We start from the raw sequence: 22,383 nt of genomic DNA on the forward strand, positions 1-22,383 counted from the left end.
ATGCGTGTATTCTCATGCGCTGCCGGCGCCCTGGCGCTGGCGGCCGCCCTGCCCAGCCATGCGCAGGAAAACGTGCAGCTGTACGGCCGCCTGAACGTGGCGCTCGAAACGCTGCACTCGTCCGGCAGCGGCGACAGCGTGCAGCGCGTCTCCAACAACCGCTCCGTGCTCGGTTTTCGCGGCAGCGAAGACCTGGGCGGCGGCTGGCAGGCCCTGTTCCAGGTCGAGGGCACCCTGGCACCCGACTCGGGCGCCGGCAGCCTGGCCGCGCGCGACACGCGCGTCGGCATTGCCGGACCGTGGGGCACGCTGTTTGGCGGCAACTGGACCCTGCCCTACAACAGCGCCACATCCGCGCTCGACCCGTTCTACCCCACAACGGCCGGCTACATGAGCTTGATGGGCAATGGCTCCGCCTCGAACGATAGCAATACCAGCAACACCTACTCGTTCGACCGGCGCCAGCAGAATAGCCTGCATTACTGGTCGCCGCCATGGCAGGGCTGGTCGCTGCGCGTGGCGCGCGGCATGGGGGAAGAGCGGCCCGCCAGCGGCGCGCATCCGGCACTGACTTCGGCCGCATTGATCTACGACGGCGGCGCCCTGTACGCCACCCTGGCGCAGGAAGACCATCACGACTACCAGGGACGCGGGCTGACCGACCGTGGCAGCAAGCTGGCGATCGCCTGGCGGATCGACAGTGCCACGCAGCTGGCGGTGGCAGTGGAAAGCCTGCGCTATGCGACGCCCACGGGTGAGCTGCGCCGCCGCACGGCCTACTTTTCCGCCACGCGCCAGTTCGGCCCCCATGGCTTGCGTTTCGGCCTGGCGCATGCCCAAAGCGCCAGCGGCGGCGCGCTGGAAACCATCGGCACGGTGCGCGCGGGAACCGGTACGGGCGCCACCCACGCCACCGCCGGCTACGACTACCAGCTGTCGAAACGCAGCAGCCTGTATGCCTACTACACACGCCTGGCCAACGGCAGCAACGGCGTCGCCGACTTTGCCATCAACAGCCTGGGACGCGACGCAGCAACCAAGGGCGCCACCTTGTCGGGCGTGACGCTGGGAATCCGGCACAATTTCTGAGCCACGATTTCCAATACGGCGGTTTTCGTGGACAACCCCGCGCGCGGCGGGTACAGTCAGCAATCGGCAACCAGGGCAGGCATCCACGGACAAACATCATGAAGCGAGCACCAACGCCAGCGCGCAGCGACTGGGTCAAGTGCGCCGAACCGGTGCAAGGAGTCGAACGCATCGAGGCATGGTTCAAGGGCAAGGCCTATGCCATGCACCGCCACGACACTTACGCCATCGGCCGCACGCTGGCGGGCGTGCAGCGTTTCAGCTACCGCCGCGGCCAGCGCGACAGCCTGCCCGGCAATACCATGATCCTGCATCCCGACGAGGCGCACGATGGCCAAGCGGGCACCGACGCCGGCTTCCGCTACCGCATGCTGTATATCGAACCGGCGCTGCTCCAGGATGTGCTGGGCGGACGCGCGCTGCCCTTCATTGAAGGTGGCGTGTCGACCGATTCCCGCCTGGCGGCGGCCACGTCCGCCTTGCTGCCGCACGACGGCCACCCGCTCGAAGCGCTGGAACAGAGCGAGGCGCTGGCCGAGCTGGCGCATGCGCTGGCGGCGGCGGCCGGCACACCGGCGCAACGTCCAAAAGGCGACTTCCTGGCGGCGCGGCGCGCGCGCGACTATTTGCAGGCGCACTGCACCCACGCCGTCACCCTGGCGCAGCTTGAAGCGGCAACGGGACGCGACCGCTGGAGCCTGTCGCACGACTTTCGCGTGTTCTATGGCACCAGCCCCTACCGCTATCTGACGATGCGGCGCCTGGAGAGGGTGCGGCGCCTGCTGCTGGCAGGCAGCACGCTCGCCTCGGCCGCCATGGCCGCGGGCTTTGCCGACCAGAGCCACATGACGCGACATTTCCTGAAAACCCATGGACTGACGCCTGGCCGCTGGCTGCGCTACGCCAGCGGCATCGGCCAGGACTGAAAACACCCACGATCGTTCAATACGGCCGGCAGGCGCCTGCGTATTCTGGCTGTATCGCCACTTGAACGGAGCACAGCATGACTATCACCATCACCACGCGCGGCCAGGGCCGGTCCATCGACCTGGCAGGCAAGGTCTCCCTGTTAGAGGGGCACTGGCAGCCGCGCGTCATCGCCGAAATGAATGACTACCAATTCAAGGTCGTCAAGGTACTGGGCCAATTCCAATGGCACCGGCACGCCGATACGGATGAAACCTTCATCGTGCTGGACGGCGAATTGCACATCGCCCTGCGCGGCCCTGGCTACGCGGAAGGACACGCCATCGTGCTCACTACCGGCCAGATGGCCGTGGTGCCCAAGGGTGTCGAACATAAACCGTGCGCCCTCGCCGAAACCAGGCTGCTGCTGATCGAGCCGCGCGGCGTGGTCAACACGGGCGACGGCGACGCGGGCGAGCGCACTGTGGAGAACGATCAGTGGATTTGAAGCAGGAAAGATAACAGTGACAAAAACAAAAAACCCGCTGACTTTTGCAAGTCAGCGGGCTTTCTGATGAAACCTGGTGCCGTTGGCCGGAATCGAACTGGCGACCTTCACATTACGAATGTGCTGCTCTACCAACTGAGCTACAACGGCGAAGACCCACATTCTACAAACAATGCACAAAATTTGCTAGTGTCAACGCGAACTTTTTTGCATTTTTTTAGCAGCCCGGCTGCGGGCCGCTGAAAATCGTGGAAAAGTGCGGCTTTTTTACTCGGCGTGATACGCGGTGACGCGGGCCACTTCGTCCTTCGAGCCGAGGAAGACGGGCACGCGCTGGTGCAGCTTGTGCGGGGCGATGTCCATGATGCGCTGCTGGCCGTCGGTGGCCGCGCCGCCGGCTTGCTCGACGATGAAGGCCATCGGGTTCGCTTCGTACATCAGGCGCAGCTTGCCCGGCATCGAGGTGTCGCGCAGGTCGGCCGGGTACATGAAGATGCCGCCGCGGTTCAGGATGCGGTGCACGTCGGCCACCATCGAGGCGATCCAGCGCATGTTGAAATTGGTGCCGCGCGGGCCCGTGTCGCCGGCCAGCAGTTCGTCGACATAGCGCTTCACGGGCGGATGCCAGTGGCGCGCGTTCGACATATTGATGGCGAATTCCTTCGTCGTCGGCGGAATCTGCATATTGCTTTGCGTGAGGACCCACGAACCCATCTCGCGGTCCAGGGTGAAGCAATTCACGCCATTGCCGAAGGTCAGCACCAGCATGGTTTGCGGGCCGTACACGGCGTAACCGGCCGCCACTTGCTTGCTGCCCGCCTGCATGAAATCCTGCTCGGTCGGCTGCCCCATGCCGTCCGGCGCCTTCAGTACCGAGAAAATGGTGCCGATCGAGACGTTGACGTCGATGTTCGACGAGCCATCCAACGGGTCGAACAGCAGCATGTATTCGCCCTTCGGATAGCGGTTCGGGATAGGGTGGATCGATTCCATTTCTTCCGACGCCATGGCCGCCAGGTGGCCGCCCCATTCGTTCGCTTCGAGCAAAATCTCGTTGGAGATGATGTCGAGTTTTTTCTGTACTTCGCCCTGCACGTTTTCCGTATCGGCCGTGCCCAGCACTTCCCCGAGGGCGCCCTTGCCGACGGCGTGGCTGATGGTTTTGCAGGCGCGCGCGACGACTTCGATCAGCAGGCGCAGTTCGGCCGGAATGCTGTTGTTCGAGCGCTGCTCTTCAACCAGGTATTGCGTAAGACTGATGCGTTTCATGAAACCCCTTAGTTAGTGTTTTAAATACGTCTCGTGCGGTGATTGTCGGCTTACGCGCCGTTGGCGCTAAGCCGACCTACGAAATCATGACGCCGTGTAGGTCGGATCAGCCCGCAGGGCGTCATCCGACAGCCGTCAATTGGCCAATGCCTTGGAAACGACTTCCATCACGTCGTTCGACAAACTGGCCTGGCCGGCGACTTGCTCCAGCGCCGTGCGCATGTGGTTTTGCAGCGCCGGCACGTAACGGCGCCAGCGGTCCATGGAGCGCGCCAGGCGCGCGGCCACCTGCGGATTCAGGGCATCGAGCGCGATGACCTGCTCGGCCCAGAAGGCGTAGCCGCTGCCGTCGGACGCATGGAATTGCGATGGATTGCCGTTGGTGAAATTGAAGATCAGGCTGCGCGCGCGGTTCGGATTTTTCAAGGTGAAGGCCGGATGCGTCATCAGCTGGCGCACGGCTTGCACGTCGGTCGTCGGCGCGGCCGCCTGCATGGCGAACCACTTGTCGACCACCAGCGCCTCGTTCTCGAAGTCGGCATAGAAGCTGGTCAAGGCCGCCTGCGCATGCGGCTGCGAGCCGGAATGAATCAGCGCCGCCAGCGCCGCGGCGCGGTCCGTCATGTTGCCGGCATTGTCGAACTGCAGCCGCGCCAGGTCCAGCTCCGCCGCTTCGGGCGCGATCAGCAGATACGACAGGGCCAGGTTTTTCAGCGCGCGCTTGCCGGCCGACAGGGCGTCGGGGCTGTAGTCGCCCGGCGTCTGGTTGGCGTGGTATTGCGCCAGCAATTCAGGTTTCAGGGCTGCCGCGATGGTGCGGCGCATGAACTGGCGCGCCGCATGGATCGCCTGCGGGTCGACTTGCGCCATGCGCTCGGCGATGATGGTTTCCGACGGCAGGATCAGGGCCAGCTCGCGGAAGGCAGGATCGAGGGTGTCGTCGGCCAGCAAGGCGCGCTGCGCTGCGATGAAGGTGTCGTCCAGCGCCAGGGTCTCGCCGGCGGCGACGGCGGCGGTCAGTTTCAGCAGGCGCTCCATGGCCAGGCGCTGGCCCGCTTCCCAGCGGTTCACGGGATCGCTGTCGTGGCGGAATAGGTGCAGCAGCTCCGCATCGGTATAGCCGTATTCGAGCACCACGGGCGCGGAAAAATCGCGCAGCAGCGATGGCACGGGTTCTTCCGTCACATGCGTGAAACGGAAGGTCTGCGACGCCTGCGTCAATTCCAGCACGACGCTGGCAGCGCCGTTCGACGCCACGCCATCCACGTGCAGCGGCAGGTCGCTGCCATCGGCAGCCAGCAAGCCAACGGTGACGGGAATGTGGAAAGGCAGTTTTTTCGGCTGGCCCGGCGTGGCGGGGCAGCTTTGCGCCAGGGTCAGCTCGAACGTCCGGCTGGCGGCGTCGTAGCGCGTGGAAGCGGTGACGACGGGCGTGCCGGCCTGGCTGTACCAGCGTTCGAACTGGCTGAAGTCGCGGCCATTTGCGTCCGCCATGGCGGCGCGGAAGTCGTCGCACTGCACGGCCTGGCCATCGTGGCGTTCGAAATACAGGTCCATGCCCTTGCGGAAACCGTCGCGGCCCACGAGGGTCTGGTACATACGCACCACTTCGGCGCCCTTCTCGTAGATGGTGACCGTATAAAAGTTATTGATCTCGACGAAAGAGTCGGGACGCACGGGATGGGCCATCGGGCCCGCGTCTTCGGGGAACTGCGCCTGGCGCAGGGTACGCACCTGGTCGATGCGCGTGACGGCGCGGCCCGTGTCCGTGCCGATCATGTCGGCCGAGAATTCCTGGTCGCGGAATACCGTCAAGCCTTCTTTCAGCGACAGCTGGAACCAATCGCGGCACGTCACGCGGTTGCCGGTCCAGTTATGGAAGTATTCGTGGCCCACCACCGCTTCGATGCCCGCGTAATCGACGTCGGTCGCCACGCGCGGATTGGCCAGCACGTACTTGGTGTTGAAGATGTTCAGGCCCTTGTTTTCCATGGCGCCCATGTTGAAGTCGCCCACGGCGACGATCATGAAACGATCGAGGTCCAGCTCCAGGCCGAAGCGCTCCTCGTCCCAGCGGATCGAGTTTTTCAGCGACTGCATGGCGTAATCGGTCTTATCGAGGTTGCCCTCTTCCACCCACACCTGCAGCAGCACTTCGCGGCCGGACTTGAGCGTGTAGTGTTCTTCCTGGCATACCAGGCGCGCGGCGACCAGCGCGAACAGGTAGGACGGTTTCTTGAACGGGTCTTCCCACTTGGCGTAATGGCGGCCATCGCCCAGGTCGCCCTCTTCGATCAGGTTGCCATTCGATAGCAGCACCGGATAGCGTTCCTTGTCGGCGCGCAGCATGACCGTGTACTTGGCCATCACGTCCGGGCGGTCCGGGAAGAAGGTGATGCGGCGGAAGCCTTCCGCTTCGCACTGCGTGAAGAAATTATGGTTCGACACGTACAGGCCGGACAGCGAGGTATTGTCCTGCGGCGCCAGCACGGTCTCGATATCGAGCAGCACCTCGTCCGGGGCCTTGGGGATGGTCAGCATGCCTGCCGTCAGCTTGTATTGCGACGGTTTCAGCAGCTTGCCATTCAGGCGTACCAGCACCAGTTCGATGTGTTCGCCGTGCAATTCGATGCTGCGGCTGGTGCTGGCCGGGTTGTGGCGCATGCGGATCCGGCTCGCCACCACTGTGCGGGCGGGATCAAGATCGAAACCAAGTTCGACGCTGTCGACCAGGAAGCTGGGCGGCGTGTAATCTTTGCGGTAAATCGTCTGAGGGCTGTCTGTGCGCATAGGGATTTGGGTGGGAGCGGAGGCAAAAGCCTATTTTACCAACACCAGCCGCCGATAGTCGCGATTCAGCTCAGGAATGTTGGATTCCCTTACACGCCGACATACCAGGTAACATTCTGTAATAATGAATAGAAACAAATAGAACTATTCTTATAATACCAAGCGATGAATTGCGTCTACTAATCAGGAGGTCATGCAATGAAACGATATCTCACCATCATGATGGCCGCATTGACCGTGTTGCTGACCGGATGCGCCACCACCATACGCAGCGATGTGACCGTCTTCCATGAGTGGCCCGCGCAATTGCAGGACAAATCGTATGCGTTTGAAGCGCCAGCGGCGGAAGACGACACGCTGGAATACCGCAGCTACCAGAACCTGGTGCGCGCGGAACTGGCCAAGCACGGCTTCGGCGAAGCTTCCGGCCCCGCGGCAGCCAATTTGCGCGTGGCGATGAATTTTTCCACCGTCGACTATCCTGAACGCGTGCTGCAGGCCACCGACCCGTTCTGGTATGGTCCCGGCTACTGGCCTGGCCGCTACGGCTACCGCTACGGCGCATGGCCAGGCTATGGCCGCTTCGGCTACAACCCCTACTGGTATGGTCCGATGGATGTGGAAGAAAGCGTACGCCACAAATACGAACGCGAATTGCGCATCACCATCAATGACCGCAACGGCAAGAAACTGTACGACGTGACCGTGCAATCGACCAGCAACAAGCGCGCCACCTCGCAAGTGATGCCGGCCATGGTAGCGAGCGCCTTTGCCGACTTCCCCGGCCAGAGCGGCGTGCCACGCAAAGTCGAAGTGAAAATAGAATAATTTCGTGGCAAGACAAAAAAAACCGGCTGGTGCAGCGATGCGCCAGCCGGTTTTTTTCATGTCTGTTTTATGCCTATGAGTAATACGCCTCGGCGGCAAAGGTGAGCGCGCCGATCAGGGCCACGGCCAACAACAGCACGATCAGCAGGCGGCCGAATTTCGGCGCGCCGTCTCTTTCGCTGCCGCCGCTCATGGCACGATGATGGTCGAACCGGTCGTCTTGCGCCCTTCCAGGTCCGTGTGCGCCTGGGCGATATTGGCCAGGCTGTAGCGCTGGTTGATCTCGATTTTGACTTCGCCGCTGCTGACGACGCCGAACAGCGAAGTGGCCATCTCTTCCAGGTTCGCGCGGTTCGAGGCATAGCTGAACAGGGCCGGGCGCGTGATGAAGAGCGAGCCGCGCGAGGCCAGTTCGCTGAGCGTAAATGCCGGCACGGGACCGGAGGCGTTGCCGAAGCTGACCATCATGCCCAGCGGCGCCAGACAGTCGAGCGAACCCGTAAACGTATCCTTGCCGATGGAATCGTAGACCACGGAGACGCCCTTGCCGCCCGTGATCTCGCGCACGCGCTCGACGAAGTTTTCCGTGTTGTAGTTGATGACGTGGGCCGCGCCATGCGCCTTGGCCAGCGCCGCCTTTTCATCGGAACCGGCCGTGCCGATCAGGTTCACGCCCAGCACCTTGGCCCACTGGCAGGCGATCAGGCCCACGCCGCCCGCGGCCGCGTGGAACAGAATGGTATCGCCCGCCTTCAGCGCCACCGTGCGGTGGAACAGGTATTGCACCGTCAAGCCTTGCAGCATCATGGCGGCGGCCGTATCGAAACCGATGCGTTCGGGCAGCACCAGCAGCAGGGCCGCCGGCAGGTTGCGCTGCTGCGCATACGCGCCATTGATACGCGCCGCGTAGGCCACCCGATCGCCGACCTTCACTTCCGTGACGCCCTCGCCCACCGCCTCGACGATGCCCGCGCCTTCCACGCCCAAGCCATTCGGCAGCGGCTGCGGGTACAAGCCCGTGCGGAAATACACGTCGATGAAATTGAGGCCGATGGCCTCGTGTTTCACGCGCGCCTCGCCGGGACCGGGCGGCGGCAATTCCACATCCACGTATTCCATCACTTCCGGGCCGCCCACGCGCTGTACGCGAATGGCTTTGGTGGTAATCGTTGCGCTCACAATATGCTCCTTGAAGAAGAATCGGGAAAAACGTCAGGCGGCCGCGCTGGCCCGCGCCTGCAGCTGCGACAGCACCAAATGCGCCGACGACAGATTCGTTGCGCACGCCACGTTGTGCACGTCGCAGGCGCGCACCAGGGCGTTGATGTCCGGCTCGTGCGGCTGCGGCGTCATCGGGTCGCGCAGGAAAATCACGCAATCGATCAAGCCTTCCACCAGCAGCGAGCCGATCTGCAAGTCGCCGCCGAACGGGCCCGAATGCTTGCGCTCGACGGCCAGGCCCAGCTCGTTGATCAGGCGGCCGCCCGTCGTGCCCGTGGCCGACAGTTCGCAGCTCTTGAGGAAATCCAAGTATTCGCCCGCCAGGGTAATCATGTCATCTTTTTTCTTGTCGTGGGCAATCAGGGCGATGCGTGTTTTCATGGTGCGGACCATTTCAGTGAGTGGAAGAATTATTTCTTTTTCGACAGCAAGTAAATACCGGCCAATACCAGGCTGGTGCCAGCCAGTTGCCAGTTGGTGATCGGTTCGTCGAGGATCATGGCACCGAGGAACAGGGTCGACACGGGGCCGATCATGCCCGCCTGCGAAGCGACGGGCGCGCCGATGCGTTCGACGGCGATCATCGTCATAAAGACGGGCATCACCGTGCAAAAGATGCCGTTGAGCAAGGACAAGCCATACACGGGCATGGGCTGGATCAGCAGTTCGACGGGGCGCAGGATGAAAAATTGAGCGATGCAGGCAAAGCTGGCCACGCACATCGCGTAGCTGACCAGGCGCATGGAGCCGATACGTTTCACCAGCTCGCCCGAGCCCAGCAGATACACGGCATACGAGCAGGCCGAGCCCAACACGAGGGTGGAACCGAGCGCCACATTGCTGGCGCCGCCCTGCAAGTCGTGCACGAACACCAGCACGATGCCGCAATACGAGGTGAGCAAGGCCAGCCATTGCAGGCGGCTGATGCGCTGCTTGAAGTACACGGTGGTAATCAGCAGCACGAAGGTGGGCGTGAGAAACAGGATCAGGCGCTCCAGCCCCACGGAAATGTATTGCAGGCCCAGGAAGTCCAGATAGCTGGACAGGTAATAGCCGACCAGGCCCAGCCCGACGAGGCGCCAGCGGTCGCTGACCGACAGTGGCGGCTCCGTGCGCATCTTCCACCAGGCGATGACGGCGAACACGGGCAGCGAGAAGATCATCCTGAAGGCGATCAGGGTGACGGCGTCGATCTGGTAGCGGTACAGCAGCTTGGCGACGATGGCCTTGGTGGAAAACAGCACCGCCCCGCCCACGGCGATGGCCAGGCCACCGAGATAGACGGAACGGGGAATAGATGGAGGGGTTGCTTGCGGGGAACTGGAGCTCATGCCCAGATTGTAATGGCAAAAGCCAAAGGCGGCGTGGGTGGGGCGTAGGTCGGGTTAGCCCAAAGGGCGTAACCCGACACCACCGCAATGTAACCCGACACCACCGCAACGTAACCCGCCCCCCATCCCCGCCAACCATGTTGTCGGATTACGCGCGGCATGGCCGCGCTAATCCGACCTACCCTTTACGCCACCACCACCGCCGCCGCGCCCGCCGTCACTGTGGCCGTCGTCACGCGCGCAATCACGTTCGACGGCGCCGCCGTGCCGATCAGTTTATTCACCTGCTTGAACTGCGCCACCAGCTTGCCTGGCGTCAAGGTCACCACCGTGTAGCCCTGCGCATCCGTATTCAAATGCTTGATCCACGGATTGTTGCCAAGGCCCGATAATTGCTGCGCCAGGCCCAGCAGGGTCACGCTGAAGTCAGTGCTCACTTTCAAGCCAGCCTGCACGGCTGATACGGTCGCGTCCAGCTGGGCTTCCGGCACGCCCTTGGCGGCCAGGGCGCCGCGCAGTTGCACGCGCAACTGCTCCAGCAGGCTGTCGACGGTGGGCGCCGTCTTGCCCATGGTGTAGTCGAGCAGGTTGACGTCGAGGTTGACCGTGCCCAGGCCCGTGACGGGAATGGCCAACGGATAACTGACGAGAGTGCCGATGTCGCCCAAGGCGCCAGCGGCCGACTTCAGATAGCTGAAGAAGGAATCCGAGCTGACGCCCGCCGAGACCAGGTCCACCATGACGGGCGTGCCGCCGCCGGCCGCGTCGAAGTCGTCGCTGACCGTGCCGGCAAAAAACGAGTGGATATCGCCGGTAATGGCGACCACATTGCCGATGGCGTTGTTTTTCAGGTGCGCCATCAAATTCTTGCGCTCGCTGTTGTAGCCATCCCACTGGTCGCAATTGAGCAGAAAGCGCGTGAAGAACGGCGCCAGCGCCGCTTGCTGGCCCGACGCGGCGACAAAGCTGGACGCCGCGCCCTTGGCCTGCACGTCGGGCTTGATCCAGCCGAAGGCGATCACTTGCGCGGCGGCCGCAGGCGAGCCGCTGTTGTAGGCGGCTACCGTGATGCCGGCCTGGGCCGCGCTCAAGCCGGCTCCGACGGCAGCGGCGCCCTGCGCGCCGGCATTGGCTGCCGCGCCGGCAATGGCCATGGCCGCCGCCTGCGCCACGGACTGCGATGCACCGGCCGTCGAGGCGGCCACGATGCTTGAGGCCAGCGGCACGCTGCCGCCCACCAGCGGCAAGGTGCCGGCGATGGCCTGGCCCACGTTCGACATCGCGCTCAGGGCCAGCAAAGTGGCAATCGCATCCGTGCCATTCAAGCCCATGCGCAGCAGGGACACTTCATTGCCCCACAGCTTCCAGGTCGAGGTGGCCGCCTTCATCTTGCTTTTCCACCAGTCGCGCTGCGTGCTGCCCAGCATGGCAACAAAGGCCAGCGGGTCGGCGCCGGCCTTTGAGGCGGCCGCCATTTTCTGCCCTTCCACGCTGTCGAACAGCGCTTGCGGCACCAGGTAGCGGCTGCCGATGCTGCCCAGCGGCTTGCCCGTGGCCGGGTTGATCGTCGATTCGGCGATTGCATGGTCGGCGCGGTACAGGCGCTCGTCCGTCATCACCAGCTGCATCAGTTTGCCGAACTGGAAATCGCGGTAGATCTGGATGTTCTGGAAGGTTGTCGCGGCGCTATCGAACGTGACGTCGGCCGGCATGTATTCGAACCATGCCTGGTTGGCGCTGCGGCGGCGGGCCGGCTGGTGCAGATCGCTGCCATCAAGCGCCACGATGCCTTCGTAGGTGGAGGCATCCTGCCAGGCGTCGTCCGTGAATTCATGGTCGTCCCAGATGGCGATGAAGGCAAAGCGCTCGTGCACGGCTTGCAGGCGCGTATCGGTGCGGTATTTCTTGTACAGGTAGCGGTAATCGGCCACCGTGGTCGCGTATTTCGCGCCGGAGGTGCCGCTTTTATACGTGCCGTCGGGCAATTTCAGCTGGTCGTGGCGGCTTTCCACGGCACCGCTCTGGAAGGCCTCGCCCACCGTTTCATAGATGTAATCGCCCAGGTGGACGATGAAATCGAGCGATTCGTTGGCGGCGATGTGCGACAGCGCGCCCCAATGGTTGATGCTCCAGTCCTGGCACGTCAGGTAGGCGAACTGCAGCTGCGACACGTCGCTGGTCGCGGCGGGCGCCGTCTTGAAACGGCCCACATTGGAGCGCACGTCGCCGGCGATGAACTGGTAAAAATACACCTGGCCCGGCTGCAGGCCCGTCACCTTGTGGCGCAGCGTATTGTCGAAATCGGCTTTCAGGGGCAGCTTGGCGTCGACGATGGGCGTGCCGGCCAGGGCCGTATTGCCGCCCAGGGCGGCCGTATTGTCGCTGGCGCTGACGATCAGGCGCACGGCCACGTCCGACTTGCCGGCCACGGCGGGCGCGACGGCGTCGAAACTGGCTGGCACGACGCGCGTCCACAGCATGGCGCTGTCGGCGCGCGGGTCGCCCGAGGCCACGCTTTGCGGGAATTTCCAGTCGCTGCCCGAGGCCAGCGGCACGCCAGGATCGCTGTGATCGGTGCTGCCGCAGGCGGCAAGGCCGACGGTGGCCACGGAAACCGTAATAAAGCCGCCCAATTTCAGAAATTGCCGCCTGTCCATTTGACTTGCCATGATGTCGCGCCCTCGATATGGTGAAAGCGCGTCACTTTAGCAACAGATTGTGTCATCCTGATGACGGAGCCATGCCGCTTCGCAGGGGGCCGATATGCTAAAATGTCGGCCACAATTGAACACCCGTCTAAGGAAGATTCGACATGGCAGGACATAGCAAATGGGCCAATATCAAGCATAAAAAGGCTGCCACCGATGCCAAGCGCGGCAAAATCTGGACGCGCCTGATCAAGGAAATCACGGTCGCGGCCCGCATGGGCGGCGCCGACGCCATCACCAATCCGCGCCTGCGCCTGGCCGTCGACAAGGCGGCTGACGCCAATATGCCGAAAGACAACGTCCAGCGCGCGATCAACCGCGGCAGCGGCGGCGTCGATGGCGCCAACTATGAAGAAGTGCGCTACGAAGGCTACGGCGTGGGCGGCGCGGCCGTCATCGTCGAATGCATGACCGACAACAAGGTCCGCACGGTGGCCGAGGTGCGCAACGCCTTCAACAAGAACGGCGGCAACATGGGCAACGAAGGCTCCGTCGCCTTCATGTTCCAGCATTGCGGCCAGCTGCTGTTCGCGCCGGGCACCGACGAAGACAAGCTGATGGAAGCGGCCCTGGAAGCGGGTGCCGACGACGTCATCGCCGATGAAGAAGGCGGCTTCGAAGTGGTCACGCCCGTGCACGATTTCGCCGCCGTCAAGGAAGCGCTGGAAGCGGCCGGCTTCAAGGCCGAAGTGGCCGAAGTCATCATGAAGCCGGCGACGGAAACCGTCTACGCGGGCGACGACGCCGTCAAGATGCAAAAACTGATCGATGCGCTGGAACTGCTGGACGACGTCCAGGAAGTCTTTACGAATGCCTTGATCGAAAACTAAGCAAAAATATGCTGTACACCTCAAGGGCGGCACCGCCGCCCTGCAACCCACACTGAACGAACGGTCCCTATGAAAATTCTGGTAGTCGGCTCTGGCGGCCGCGAACACGCCCTGGCCTGGAAACTGGCCCAGTCCGAACGCATACAGATGGTGTATGTCGCACCGGGCAACGGCGGCACCGCGCGCGATGCGCGCCTGGTCAATCTCGACATCAGCGACCCGCAATTGCTGGCCGACTTCGTTCAGCAGGAACACATCGGCCTGACCGTCGTCGGCCCGGAAGTGCCGCTGGCGGCCGGCATCGTCAACCTGTTCCGCTCGCGCGGCCTGAAAATCTTCGGCCCGACCAAGGAAGCGGCACAACTGGAGTCGTCGAAAGACTTCGCCAAGGCCTTCATGCAGCGCCACGGCATCCCGACGGCCGCCTACCAGACGTTTTCCGACGTCGCTCCCGCGCATGCCTACGTCGACGCCATGGGCGCGCCGATCGTCATCAAGGCCGACGGCCTGGCCGCCGGCAAGGGCGTGGTCGTCGCCATGACCCTGGAAGAAGCGCACCAGGCGGTCGACATGATGCTGTCCGATAACCAGTTCGGCGACGCCGGCGCGCGCATCGTCATCGAGGAATTCCTCGCCGGCGAAGAAGCGAGCTTCATCGTCATGTGCGACGGCAAGAACATCCTGCCGCTGGCCACCAGCCAGGACCACAAGCGCCTGAAGGATCACGACCAGGGCCCGAACACGGGCGGCATGGGCGCGTATTCGCCGGCACCCATCGTCACGCCGGCCATGCATGCGCGCGTCATGCGCGAAATCATTGTGCCGACCATCCAGGGCATGGCCAAGGACGGCATCACGTTCACGGGCTTCCTGTACGCTGGCCTGATGATCGACGACAAGGGCACGCCGAAGACGCTGGAATTCAACTGCCGCATGGGCGACCCGGAAACGCAACCCATCATGGCGCGCCTGAAGACCGACCTGGTCACCGTCATGGAACACGCCGTCAACGGCACGCTCGACGCAGTGGAACTGGAATGGGACCGCCGCACGGCCGTTGGCGTCGTGATGGCCGCCGCCGGCTACCCTGACGATCCCGTCAAGGGCACGCCGATCGGCGACATCCCGGCCGAAACGCCGGACGCCGTCACCTTCCATGCGGGCACCCGCATCGACGGCGAACGCCTGGTCACCAACGGCGGGCGCGTGCTGTGCGTGGTGGGCCTGGGCGACAGCATCAAGATGGCGCAGAAGCAGGCATATGAAACCGTGGAAAAAATCCATTTCGACGGCGCGCAGTACCGCCGCGACATCGGCTGGCGCGGCCTGAAGCACTAAGCACCCAGCACGCCGCTTTGCGGCAAACGGCGGGGCCGGCGCGGAAGTCATCCGCCCCGGCCCCGTTCATATTGGCGCGCCGGGAAAACCGGCATTGCGCTAAGATGCAGCCCATGTCCAGCCCCAGCCAACTCCACCCCGCCCTCGCCCAGGTACGCCAGCTCGGCCTGATCACGGACGATGAACTCGACGACGCCATCGCCGAACTGGACATTATCGAACTGCAACGCAGCCATAACGAAGAAGAGGATATCGACGTGCCGGAGCTGGCCGCTGACGCGGGGCTGGTCGACACCCTGGCATGGCTGCTGCTCACGGACCTGCTGCCGCAGCATGGCTTCCTGCAGCGGGTGCGCGACCTGCCGCGCCAGCATGGCGGCGCGGCCCTGCTCGAGCGCCAGCAACTGGCCGCCGACGCGCTGCGGCAAGTCAACCGCCAGGCCATCGACACCCTGTACGACGAGGACCTGATCGACCAGTGGCAGCGCGACGCCGCGCACGCCAGCTTGCCTGCGGACCGCCTGCTCGCCTCGCCGGTTGCCGCCCTGTGCGACATGCTCCGGCAAGGCACCTTGTCCGCGCCCCAATTTGAAGCGCTGCGCCTGCGCGCCCGCCAGCGCGGCTCGGAACTGGCCGTCATCATCATCGACGCCGCCGCGCGCCAGACCCGCCGCGAGCTGCCCGCCCATGCGCGCCCGGGAACGTGGGTGAAGGCCGCGCTGATACTGCTGGTACTGGCCTTTGCGGCCAGCGCCATGATCAGCAAGCAAGTGCCCACTCCCGCCGCCGCCACCGCTGAGCAGGGCGCCGAACGGCATGACCTGCAGCAGCGCGCCGCGCAGGCCGTGGAAAGTGCGCGCCTGCCCGGCGCCGGACCGGACCTGTCCGTCACCGTGGAGCAGGACGGCGCCGCGCCGCCGGCGCGCTGAACCACGGCGCACTTCCCGCGCCGGCGGTGATGATGGCATACTGCCGTTTTGCCACCAATGCGGGGAAACCATGGCCTGGAATGAAGGATACGTGTCGGATATCGAGTACACCAACGGTTTTTACAGCGACCTGAGTCCGCATCACCTCAATTTCAGCTGCATCCTCAACGGCATCGAACCGGTCCCCCTGGATCAACCCTACACCTACTTTGAACTGGGCTTCGGGCGCGGCCAGACGCTCAACGTGCTGGCCGCCGCCAACCCTAACGGCCAGTTCTACGGCAACGATTTCAATCCGGCCCATGTCGCTGGCGCACGCGCCCTGGCGGCAAAGGCACAGTTGGGCAATCTGACCCTGCTGGAAAACAGCTTTGAAGAATTGGCGCAGGGCCGCGTGGCCGATCTGCCGCAGTTCGACTTCATTACCCTGCATGGCATCTACACCTGGGTCAACCGGGAGAACCGCCAGCATATCGTCGACTTCATCGCGCGCTACCTGAAACCGGGCGGCATCGTTTCGCTCAGCTATAACGCCATGCCGGGATGGAGTTCCGCCCTGCCGCTGCAACGCCTGCTGCTGGAGTTTGCCGCCAGCTTCCCCGGCCGCAGCGACATGCAAATGCAGGCTGGCATCGCCTATGTGCAACAGTTGCAGAGTCTGCAGGCTGGCTACATCGCGGACAATCCCGCACTCGCGCCGCGCCTCAATGCGCTCATCAACAGCGATCCCCATTACAGCGTGCATGAGTATCTGAACCAGGACTGGGAACCGCTGTACCACGCCGACGTGATGCGCGATGTGGCGCGCGCCAAGCTCGATTTTGCCGGCTCCGCCGACCTGCCTTTGGCCTTTCCCGAGCTGTACCTGAACGCCGACCAGCAAGCCACCATCGACTTGCTGCCCGATGCGGCCAGGCGCGAAACGATGAAGGATTATTTTCTCAATACCAGCTTCCGCAAGGACGTGCTGGTACGGGGCGCGCGCCGCATGGGGGCCGTGCGCCAGGCCGAATGTTACGCCGACGTGCACCTGGCCATGCTGGTGCCGCGCGCAAAAATGACCTTCACCTTCCAGACCAAGGCGGGCGTCGTGACAGGCAACGAGCAGGTCTACGGCGCCGTCTGCGACGCGCTGGCCAACGGCCCGCATAGCCTGGCCGAATTGGCCGCACTGCCCTCCTTGCCCGGACAGAGCGTGCAAAGCCTGGCGGAGGTGGCGGCCATGCTCGTCACCGGCGGCCAGGTCGTGATGTATTTCCCGAGTCAGGCGCACGCCGACAGCGGCGACGCAGCCGCGCGCCGCCTGAACCGGACCGTCGGCGCGCAGCAGCGCTACGGCGACGACTACCGCATCCTGTGCTCGCCATTGACAGGCAGCGGTATCGATACGGAATTCATCGACCGGCTGCTGTTTTCGCTGCTGACCCAGGAGCGGGAGCAGCCGGACCTGGCCACCCTGCAGGCGCAGGCGGCCACCGCCATGGGGCGCTGCGGGCGCCGCCTGCTCAAGGATGGCGCTGCATGCGCCGACGAGGCGGCGCACCAGCAGCTGCTCAACGCGGCCATCGAGGAATTCATGCGGGACACGCTGCCCGTGCTGCAGCAATTGCGCGTGCTGTAGAAGGCGCTGGCCGCGGACGGTGTGCGCGGCCAGCCCAAAACCACAGCGCAAGCGCCGCCCTATCACAAAAACGCGTAACAGGGTACAATCCGTCCTTACTTTTTTATTTCGGCCTCGTCGGCCCACGCGATGTCGTCAACTCCCTCTCCTTCGGCCGTCAAGGCTTATTTGCTCGATTTGCAAAACCGTATCGTGCAGGCGCTCGAAGCGCAGGACGGCAAGCCCTTCCTGACCGATGCCTGGCAGCGCCCCGAGGGCGGCGGCGGCATTTCGCGGCTGATCGAGGAAGGCAATGTGTTCGAGCGGGGCGGCGTGAATTTTTCGCACGTCACCGGCGCCGCATTGCCGCCATCGGCCGCGGCCGCGCGCCCTGAACTCGGTGGCAAGGCATGGGAAGCGATGGGCGTGTCGCTGGTGCTGCATCCGCGCAATCCCTACGCGCCCACGGTGCACATGAATGTGCGCTTTTTCAGCACCGTGAATACCGATGGCGAACCCGTATGGTGGTTCGGCGGCGGCATGGACCTGACGCCGTACTACGGCGACGCGGGCGACGTGAAGCACTTTCACCAGGTGTGCCATGACGCGCTGGCGCCGTTCGGCGGCGAACTGCATCCGAAGTTCAAGCAGTGGTGCGACGATTATTTCTACCTGAAGCACCGGCGCGAAGCGCGCGGCGCCGGCGGGATCTTCTTCGACGATTTCAATGCCCTGGGCTTTGACGACAGCTTTGCCATGCTGCGCAGCGCAGGCGACGCCTTCATCGACGCCTATGTGCCGATCCTGGCGCGCCGCAAGGACACGCCGTACGGCGAACGCGAACGCGATTTCCAGTGCTACCGGCGCGGACGCTATGTCGAGTTCAACCTTGTGTTCGACCGCGGCACTCTGTTCGGCCTGCAATCAGGTGGACGCACCGAGGCGATCCTGATGTCGATGCCGCCCGTGGTCAAGTGGCGCTACGACTGGCACCCGGAAGCGGGCAGTCCCGAAGCGGCGTTGTATACTGACTTCCTCGTGCATCGCGACTGGCTGCAGGCGTGAAGGAAAGTGGTACGGCATGCGTGGCGCTACTCGGTGGCAGCTACGATCCGGTGCACATGGGCCACGTCGCGCTGGGCACGCATTTTTCCAGCCTGCTGCACGCCGACGAACTGCGCGTGATTCCGGCCGGCGCGCCCTGGCAAAAGAGCAAGCTGGGCGCCACCGGCCAGCAGCGCGCCGAGATGGCCAGCCTGGCCTTTGCCGGCCTGCCCCTGCCTGTGGTGATCGACCGCCAGGAAATCGAGCGCAGCGAACATGGCCAGGCCAGCTACACCATCGATACCTTGCGCCAGGTACGCGCCGAGCTGGGACCGCGCGCTTCCATCGTTTTCCTGATGGGCGCCGACCAGCTGCAGCGGCTCGCGACATGGCGCGAATGGCAGCAATTATTTGAATACGCGCATATCTGCGTCGCGGCCCGCCCCGGCTTCGCGCTGAATGACACAGCAGTACCGCAAGTGGTCGCCGACGAGTTTTCGCGCCGCCTGGGGTCTCTGAAAAGCATCCGCAACACGCCGCACGGTCTGACTTATCTGGCACAGGACTTCGCGGTGGATATCTCCGCCACCGAAATACGTGCGGCATTACAACGGGGGAATCGGGCAAACTCGCTTCTTTCCCCGCTAGTGCTAGACTATATTGAACAACATAATTTATACAAAAGCTAAATGGACATCAAAAAACTGCAAACCCTCGTCGTTGACGCCCTGGAAGACGTCAAAGGCCAAGACATCGCCGTCTTCGAAACGAGTCATCTGACCAGCCTGTTCGACCGCATCGCGATCGTGTCCGGTACCTCGAACCGTCAAACCAAGGCGCTGGCCGCCTCGGTGCGCGACAAGGTCAAGGACGCTGGCGGTCAAATCATCGGCATGGAAGGCGAGGAAACCGGTGAATGGGTGCTGGTCGATCTGGGCGACATGATCGTCCACATCATGCAAGCACCTATCCGCGCCTACTACCGCCTGGAAGAAATCTGGGGCGACACTCCGGTCAAGCTGGGCGCCGCCAAGCGCGCGCCGAAAAAAGCGGCCGGCGACGAGCCGAAAAAGGTCAGCGGCCATCTGGCGGCAAGCAAGGCCAATGTGGAAGCTTCGCCCGTGATCGAAAAGAAAGCGCCAGCGAAGAAAGCCACCGCTGCCACCGCCGCCAAGAAAGCCCCGGCGAAAAAAACCACCGCTTCCAAAGCCGTCGGCAAGACCGTGAAAGTCGCGCCTACCAAGACCGAAGCAGCTGCCGTGAAAGCGCTGAAAGCGCTGCCGGAGAAAAAAGTGCGCGCCCCACGCGCGGCCAAGCCGGCAGCCGATGCTGCACCGGCAAAAACCGTGATCAAGCGTATCAAAAAAGTCGAAGCGTAAGCCTCGATGCAGCTCATCATCGCTGCGGTCGGCCATAAAATGCCGGCCTGGATAGAGACGGGCTTCGCGGAATACGCGAAGCGCATGCCGCCGGAATTGCGCATCGTGCTGAAAGAAATCAAGCCGGTGGAGCGCTCCGGCAGCAAGACCGCCGCCACGGCGATGGCGCTCGAACGCGAGCGCATCGAAGCCGTCCTGCCCAAGGGCGTGCGCATCATCGCCCTCGACGAACGCGGCAAGGATCTGACCAGCGTCGGCCTGTCGCAGCAATTGATGGCGTGGCAGCAGGATGGCCGCGACACGGCTTTCCTGATCGGCGGGGCCGACGGCCTCGATCCGCAACTCAAGGCGCGTGCCGAAGGCATGCTGCGCATTTCCAGCATGACCTTGCCGCACGGCGTGGTGCGCGTGATCCTCGCCGAGCAGCTCTATCGTGCCTGGTCGATCACGCAAAACCACCCCTACCACCGTGTCTGAACTCCCCCATGAAAACGGCTGATCACAAGATCTACCTCGCCTCCAAAAGCCCGCGCCGGCGAGAACTGCTGCGCCAGATCGGCATCGATTTCGAATTGCTGCTGCTGCGCAGCGACGGCCCGCGCGGCGCCGACGTCACCGAGGAAGTCCTCCCCGGCGAATCGGCGCTCGACTATGTCGCCCGCGTGTCGAATGAAAAAGCCGCCTTCGCCTGGGACCTGGTGCGCCGCCGCCACCTGACCCCGCGCCCCGTGCTGGCGGCCGACACCACCGTCACCATCGACGGCGTCATCCTCGGCAAGCCGGCCGACCGGGCGGAAGCTGTGGCGATGCTGCAGCAGCTGTCGGGCCGCACGCACGAGGTGCTGACCTCGATCGCCGTGCACTACAAGGATTTCGCCGAACAGCGCACGCAGGTGTCGCAAGTGCGCTTCGGCGTGCTCTCGCCCGCCTCGATCGCCGCCTATTGCGCCACGCCGGAACCCTACGACAAGGCCGGCGGCTACGGCATTCAGGGCAGCGCCGCGCTGTTCGTCGAGCATATCGAAGGCAGCCATTCCGGCATCATGGGCCTGCCCCTGTACGAAACCGCACAGTTGCTACGGCTGGCAGGTTTGCCCCTGCCCTGATCCCGGGTATGATGTCATTCGTTGCCTCCACTCCCGCGCCCCCATGAACGAAGACATCCTGATCAATATCACGCCGCAAGAAACGCGCGTCGCCCTCATCCTGCAGGGCGCCGTGCAGGAATTGCACATCGAGCGCACGCTCACGCGCGGCCTGGCCGGCAATGTGTACTCCGGCAAAGTGGTGCGGGTGTTGCCGGGCATGCAGTCGGCCTTCATCGACATCGGCCTGGAGCGCGCCGCCTTCCTGCACGTGGCCGACATCTGGGAAGCGCGCGGCCACGACGGCCAGAATGCGACGCCGGCGCCGATCGAAAAAATCCTGTTTGACGGCCAGGTGCTGACGGTGCAGGTGATCAAGGACCCGATCGGCACCAAGGGCGCGCGCCTGTCGACGCAGATTTCCATCGCCGGGCGCATGCTGGTCTATCTGCCGCAAGACAAGCACATCGGCATCTCGCAGAAAATCGAAAAGGAAGCGGAGCGCGAACAGCTGCGCGTGCGCCTGCAAAGCCTGCTGCCGCCCGATGAAAAAGGCGGCTACATCGTGCGCACCATGGCCGAAGACGCATCCGACGCAGACCTGAAGGCCGACGTCGACTACCTGAGAAAAACCTGGAGCACCATCACGCACGGCGCGCGCACGCGTCCCGCCACCAGCCTGCTGCACCAGGACTTGAGCCTGGCGCAACGCGTGCTGCGCGACTTCGTCGGTGATGAAACGGCCACCATCCAGGTCGATTCGCGCGAAAACTATGTAAAACTGCGCGAATTCGCGGAAATCTACACGCCCAGCGAACTGACGCGCCTGCAGCACTACACGGGCGAGCGCCCCCTGTTCGACCTGTACGGCGTGGAAGAAGAGATTTTGCGCGCGCTGGGCCGCCGCGTGGATTTGAAGTCCGGCGGCTACCTGATCGTCGACCAGACGGAAGCGATGACCACCATCGACGTCAACACGGGCGGTTTTGTCGGCGGGCGCAATTTCGCCGACACGATTTTCAAGACCAACCTGGAAGCGGCGCACGCCATCGCGCGCCAGCTGCGCCTGCGCAACCTGGGCGGCATCATCATCCTCGACTTCATCGACATGGACAACGCCGAGCACCGCAACGCCGTGCTGGCCGAACTGAAACGCACCTTGTCGCGCGACCGCACCAAGGTGTCGGTGAGCAACTTCTCGCCGTTGGGCCTGGTGGAAATGACGCGCAAGCGCACGCGCGAATCGCTGGCCCACATCCTGTGCGAACCGTGCCCCGCCTGCGCCGGCAAGGGACAAGTGAAGACTTCGCGCACCATCTGCTATGAAATCCTGCGCGAACTGCTGCGCGAGGCAAAGCAGTTCAACCCCCGCGAATTCCGCATCCTCGCCTCGCAGGAAGTGGTCGACCTGTTTTTGGAAGAGGAATCGCAGCACCTGGCCATGCTGGGCGACTTCATCGGCAAGAAAATCTCGCTGCAGGTGGAGAACGCCTACCACCAGGAGCAGTACGACGTGATTCTGATGTAG

20 protein-coding genes and 1 tRNA gene are annotated in these 22,383 nt (G+C 63.7%); 14 read left to right on the forward strand and 7 right to left on the reverse strand.

All coding sequences use genetic code 11. From position 1 onward, the window contains the following. The 3 genes from D9M09_RS21650 to D9M09_RS21660 all read left to right on the forward strand — a co-directional run bounded on the left by D9M09_RS21650 (position 1) and on the right by D9M09_RS21660 (position 2,503). Entirely contained in the window at positions 1–1,089 is a 1,089-nt protein-coding gene (locus D9M09_RS21650) for a porin (RefSeq protein ID WP_121671192.1), read from the forward strand. A 98-nt stretch (positions 1,090–1,187) separates the two neighbouring features. After that, entirely contained in the window at positions 1,188–2,015 is an 828-nt protein-coding gene (locus tag D9M09_RS21655) for an AraC family transcriptional regulator (protein ID WP_121670345.1), read from the forward strand. A 77-nt stretch (positions 2,016–2,092) separates the two neighbouring features. Then, positions 2,093–2,503 (forward strand): cupin domain-containing protein, encoded by a 411-nt coding sequence (locus D9M09_RS21660; protein WP_121670346.1) that lies wholly within the window; start codon positions 2,093–2,095, stop codon positions 2,501–2,503. 74 nt (positions 2,504–2,577) lie between these two features. Here the strand turns inward: D9M09_RS21660 and D9M09_RS21665 are convergent. The 3 genes from D9M09_RS21665 to pepN form a co-directional block, all read right to left on the reverse strand. Then, positions 2,578–2,653 (reverse strand) — tRNA-Thr (locus D9M09_RS21665). A gap of 117 nt (positions 2,654–2,770) precedes the next feature. After that, positions 2,771–3,772, reverse strand: coding sequence for a class 1 fructose-bisphosphatase (locus tag D9M09_RS21670; RefSeq protein ID WP_034747152.1), 1,002 nt, complete (start codon positions 3,770–3,772; stop codon positions 2,771–2,773). Positions 3,773–3,907: 135 nt separating this feature from the next. After that, positions 3,908–6,562, reverse strand: coding sequence for an aminopeptidase N (gene pepN, locus D9M09_RS21675; RefSeq protein WP_121670347.1), 2,655 nt, complete (start codon positions 6,560–6,562; stop codon positions 3,908–3,910). Between the two features lie 198 nt (positions 6,563–6,760). On the opposite strand from pepN, the gene D9M09_RS21680 reads away from it, so the two are divergent. Beyond that, positions 6,761–7,390, forward strand: coding sequence for a DUF4136 domain-containing protein (locus D9M09_RS21680; RefSeq protein WP_121670348.1), 630 nt, complete (start codon positions 6,761–6,763; stop codon positions 7,388–7,390). 189 nt (positions 7,391–7,579) lie between these two features. Here D9M09_RS21680 and D9M09_RS21685 read toward each other — a convergent pair whose 3' ends face one another. From D9M09_RS21685 to D9M09_RS21700, 4 genes are all read right to left on the reverse strand, one after another. After that, complete coding sequence (locus tag D9M09_RS21685; protein WP_240453672.1) at positions 7,580–8,509, reverse strand: quinone oxidoreductase family protein; 930 nt, start codon at positions 8,507–8,509, stop codon at positions 7,580–7,582. 93 nt (positions 8,510–8,602) lie between these two features. Beyond that, positions 8,603–8,992: a methylglyoxal synthase gene (locus D9M09_RS21690; protein WP_070310373.1), complete on the reverse strand. Its 390-nt coding sequence runs from the start codon at positions 8,990–8,992 to the stop codon at positions 8,603–8,605. Between the two features lie 29 nt (positions 8,993–9,021). Beyond that, entirely contained in the window at positions 9,022–9,942 is a 921-nt protein-coding gene (locus D9M09_RS21695; RefSeq protein ID WP_070310309.1) for a DMT family transporter, read from the reverse strand. A 185-nt stretch (positions 9,943–10,127) separates the two neighbouring features. After that, positions 10,128–12,611, reverse strand: coding sequence for an alkaline phosphatase D family protein (locus D9M09_RS21700; protein ID WP_240453438.1), 2,484 nt, complete (start codon positions 12,609–12,611; stop codon positions 10,128–10,130). A gap of 143 nt (positions 12,612–12,754) precedes the next feature. Here D9M09_RS21700 and D9M09_RS21705 point away from each other — a divergent pair, with 143 nt between their 5' ends. From D9M09_RS21705 to rng, 10 genes are all read left to right on the forward strand, one after another. Next, positions 12,755–13,480, forward strand: a complete 726-nt coding sequence (locus D9M09_RS21705) for a YebC/PmpR family DNA-binding transcriptional regulator (protein ID WP_070224399.1) — start codon at positions 12,755–12,757, stop codon at positions 13,478–13,480. 69 nt (positions 13,481–13,549) lie between these two features. Further along, positions 13,550–14,818, forward strand: coding sequence for a phosphoribosylamine--glycine ligase (gene purD / locus D9M09_RS21710; RefSeq protein ID WP_121670351.1), 1,269 nt, complete (start codon positions 13,550–13,552; stop codon positions 14,816–14,818). Positions 14,819–14,931: 113 nt separating this feature from the next. Then, entirely contained in the window at positions 14,932–15,747 is an 816-nt protein-coding gene (locus tag D9M09_RS21715; RefSeq protein ID WP_162995763.1) for a hypothetical protein, read from the forward strand. A gap of 70 nt (positions 15,748–15,817) precedes the next feature. Continuing rightward, positions 15,818–17,368, forward strand: a complete 1,551-nt coding sequence (locus tag D9M09_RS21720; protein WP_162995764.1) for a class I SAM-dependent methyltransferase — start codon at positions 15,818–15,820, stop codon at positions 17,366–17,368. Between the two features lie 129 nt (positions 17,369–17,497). Then, positions 17,498–18,412: an oxygen-dependent coproporphyrinogen oxidase gene (hemF, locus tag D9M09_RS21725; RefSeq protein ID WP_121670354.1), complete on the forward strand. Its 915-nt coding sequence runs from the start codon at positions 17,498–17,500 to the stop codon at positions 18,410–18,412. A 20-nt stretch (positions 18,413–18,432) separates the two neighbouring features. Further along, complete coding sequence (gene nadD, locus D9M09_RS21730; RefSeq protein ID WP_256267163.1) at positions 18,433–19,080, forward strand: nicotinate-nucleotide adenylyltransferase; 648 nt, start codon at positions 18,433–18,435, stop codon at positions 19,078–19,080. Beyond that, positions 19,081–19,770 carry a ribosome silencing factor gene (rsfS, locus tag D9M09_RS21735; protein WP_121670355.1) on the forward strand — a complete coding sequence of 230 codons (690 nt, stop codon included), beginning with the start codon at positions 19,081–19,083 and terminating at the stop codon, positions 19,768–19,770. It begins immediately after the preceding gene. 6 nt (positions 19,771–19,776) lie between these two features. Beyond that, positions 19,777–20,247 (forward strand): 23S rRNA (pseudouridine(1915)-N(3))-methyltransferase RlmH, encoded by a 471-nt coding sequence (gene rlmH, locus D9M09_RS21740; protein ID WP_034747108.1) that lies wholly within the window; start codon positions 19,777–19,779, stop codon positions 20,245–20,247. An 8-nt stretch (positions 20,248–20,255) separates the two neighbouring features. Next, the gene (locus D9M09_RS21745) at positions 20,256–20,876 is read left to right on the forward strand and encodes a Maf family protein (RefSeq protein WP_070224393.1); all 621 of its coding nucleotides are present in this window, start codon (positions 20,256–20,258) and stop codon (positions 20,874–20,876) included. Positions 20,877–20,919: 43 nt separating this feature from the next. After that, positions 20,920–22,383 (forward strand): ribonuclease G, encoded by a 1,464-nt coding sequence (gene rng / locus D9M09_RS21750; protein ID WP_034747098.1) that lies wholly within the window; start codon positions 20,920–20,922, stop codon positions 22,381–22,383.

The sequence above is a fragment of the Janthinobacterium agaricidamnosum genome (assembly GCF_003667705.1).
GTDB lineage: Bacteria > Pseudomonadota > Gammaproteobacteria > Burkholderiales > Burkholderiaceae_D > Janthinobacterium.

Coding starts and splice junctions, on each gene's coding strand:
- D9M09_RS21650 (WP_121671192.1), top strand. CDS start 1: ATGCGTGTATTCTCATGCGCTGCCGGCGCCCTGGCGCTGGCGGCCGCC.
- D9M09_RS21655 (WP_121670345.1), top strand. CDS start 1,188: ATGAAGCGAGCACCAACGCCAGCGCGCAGCGACTGGGTCAAGTGCGCC.
- D9M09_RS21660 (WP_121670346.1), top strand. CDS start 2,093: ATGACTATCACCATCACCACGCGCGGCCAGGGCCGGTCCATCGACCTG.
- D9M09_RS21670 (WP_034747152.1), bottom strand. CDS start 3,772: ATGAAACGCATCAGTCTTACGCAATACCTGGTTGAAGAGCAGCGCTCG.
- pepN (WP_121670347.1), bottom strand. CDS start 6,562: ATGCGCACAGACAGCCCTCAGACGATTTACCGCAAAGATTACACGCCG.
- D9M09_RS21680 (WP_121670348.1), top strand. CDS start 6,761: ATGAAACGATATCTCACCATCATGATGGCCGCATTGACCGTGTTGCTG.
- D9M09_RS21685 (WP_240453672.1), bottom strand. CDS start 8,509: ATGGAATACGTGGATGTGGAATTGCCGCCGCCCGGTCCCGGCGAGGCG.
- D9M09_RS21690 (WP_070310373.1), bottom strand. CDS start 8,992: ATGAAAACACGCATCGCCCTGATTGCCCACGACAAGAAAAAAGATGAC.
- D9M09_RS21695 (WP_070310309.1), bottom strand. CDS start 9,942: ATGAGCTCCAGTTCCCCGCAAGCAACCCCTCCATCTATTCCCCGTTCC.
- D9M09_RS21700 (WP_240453438.1), bottom strand. CDS start 12,611: ATGGCAAGTCAAATGGACAGGCGGCAATTTCTGAAATTGGGCGGCTTT.
- D9M09_RS21705 (WP_070224399.1), top strand. CDS start 12,755: ATGGCAGGACATAGCAAATGGGCCAATATCAAGCATAAAAAGGCTGCC.
- purD (WP_121670351.1), top strand. CDS start 13,550: ATGAAAATTCTGGTAGTCGGCTCTGGCGGCCGCGAACACGCCCTGGCC.
- D9M09_RS21715 (WP_162995763.1), top strand. CDS start 14,932: ATGTCCAGCCCCAGCCAACTCCACCCCGCCCTCGCCCAGGTACGCCAG.
- D9M09_RS21720 (WP_162995764.1), top strand. CDS start 15,818: ATGGCCTGGAATGAAGGATACGTGTCGGATATCGAGTACACCAACGGT.
- hemF (WP_121670354.1), top strand. CDS start 17,498: ATGTCGTCAACTCCCTCTCCTTCGGCCGTCAAGGCTTATTTGCTCGAT.
- rsfS (WP_121670355.1), top strand. CDS start 19,081: ATGGACATCAAAAAACTGCAAACCCTCGTCGTTGACGCCCTGGAAGAC.
- rlmH (WP_034747108.1), top strand. CDS start 19,777: ATGCAGCTCATCATCGCTGCGGTCGGCCATAAAATGCCGGCCTGGATA.
- D9M09_RS21745 (WP_070224393.1), top strand. CDS start 20,256: ATGAAAACGGCTGATCACAAGATCTACCTCGCCTCCAAAAGCCCGCGC.
- rng (WP_034747098.1), top strand. CDS start 20,920: ATGAACGAAGACATCCTGATCAATATCACGCCGCAAGAAACGCGCGTC.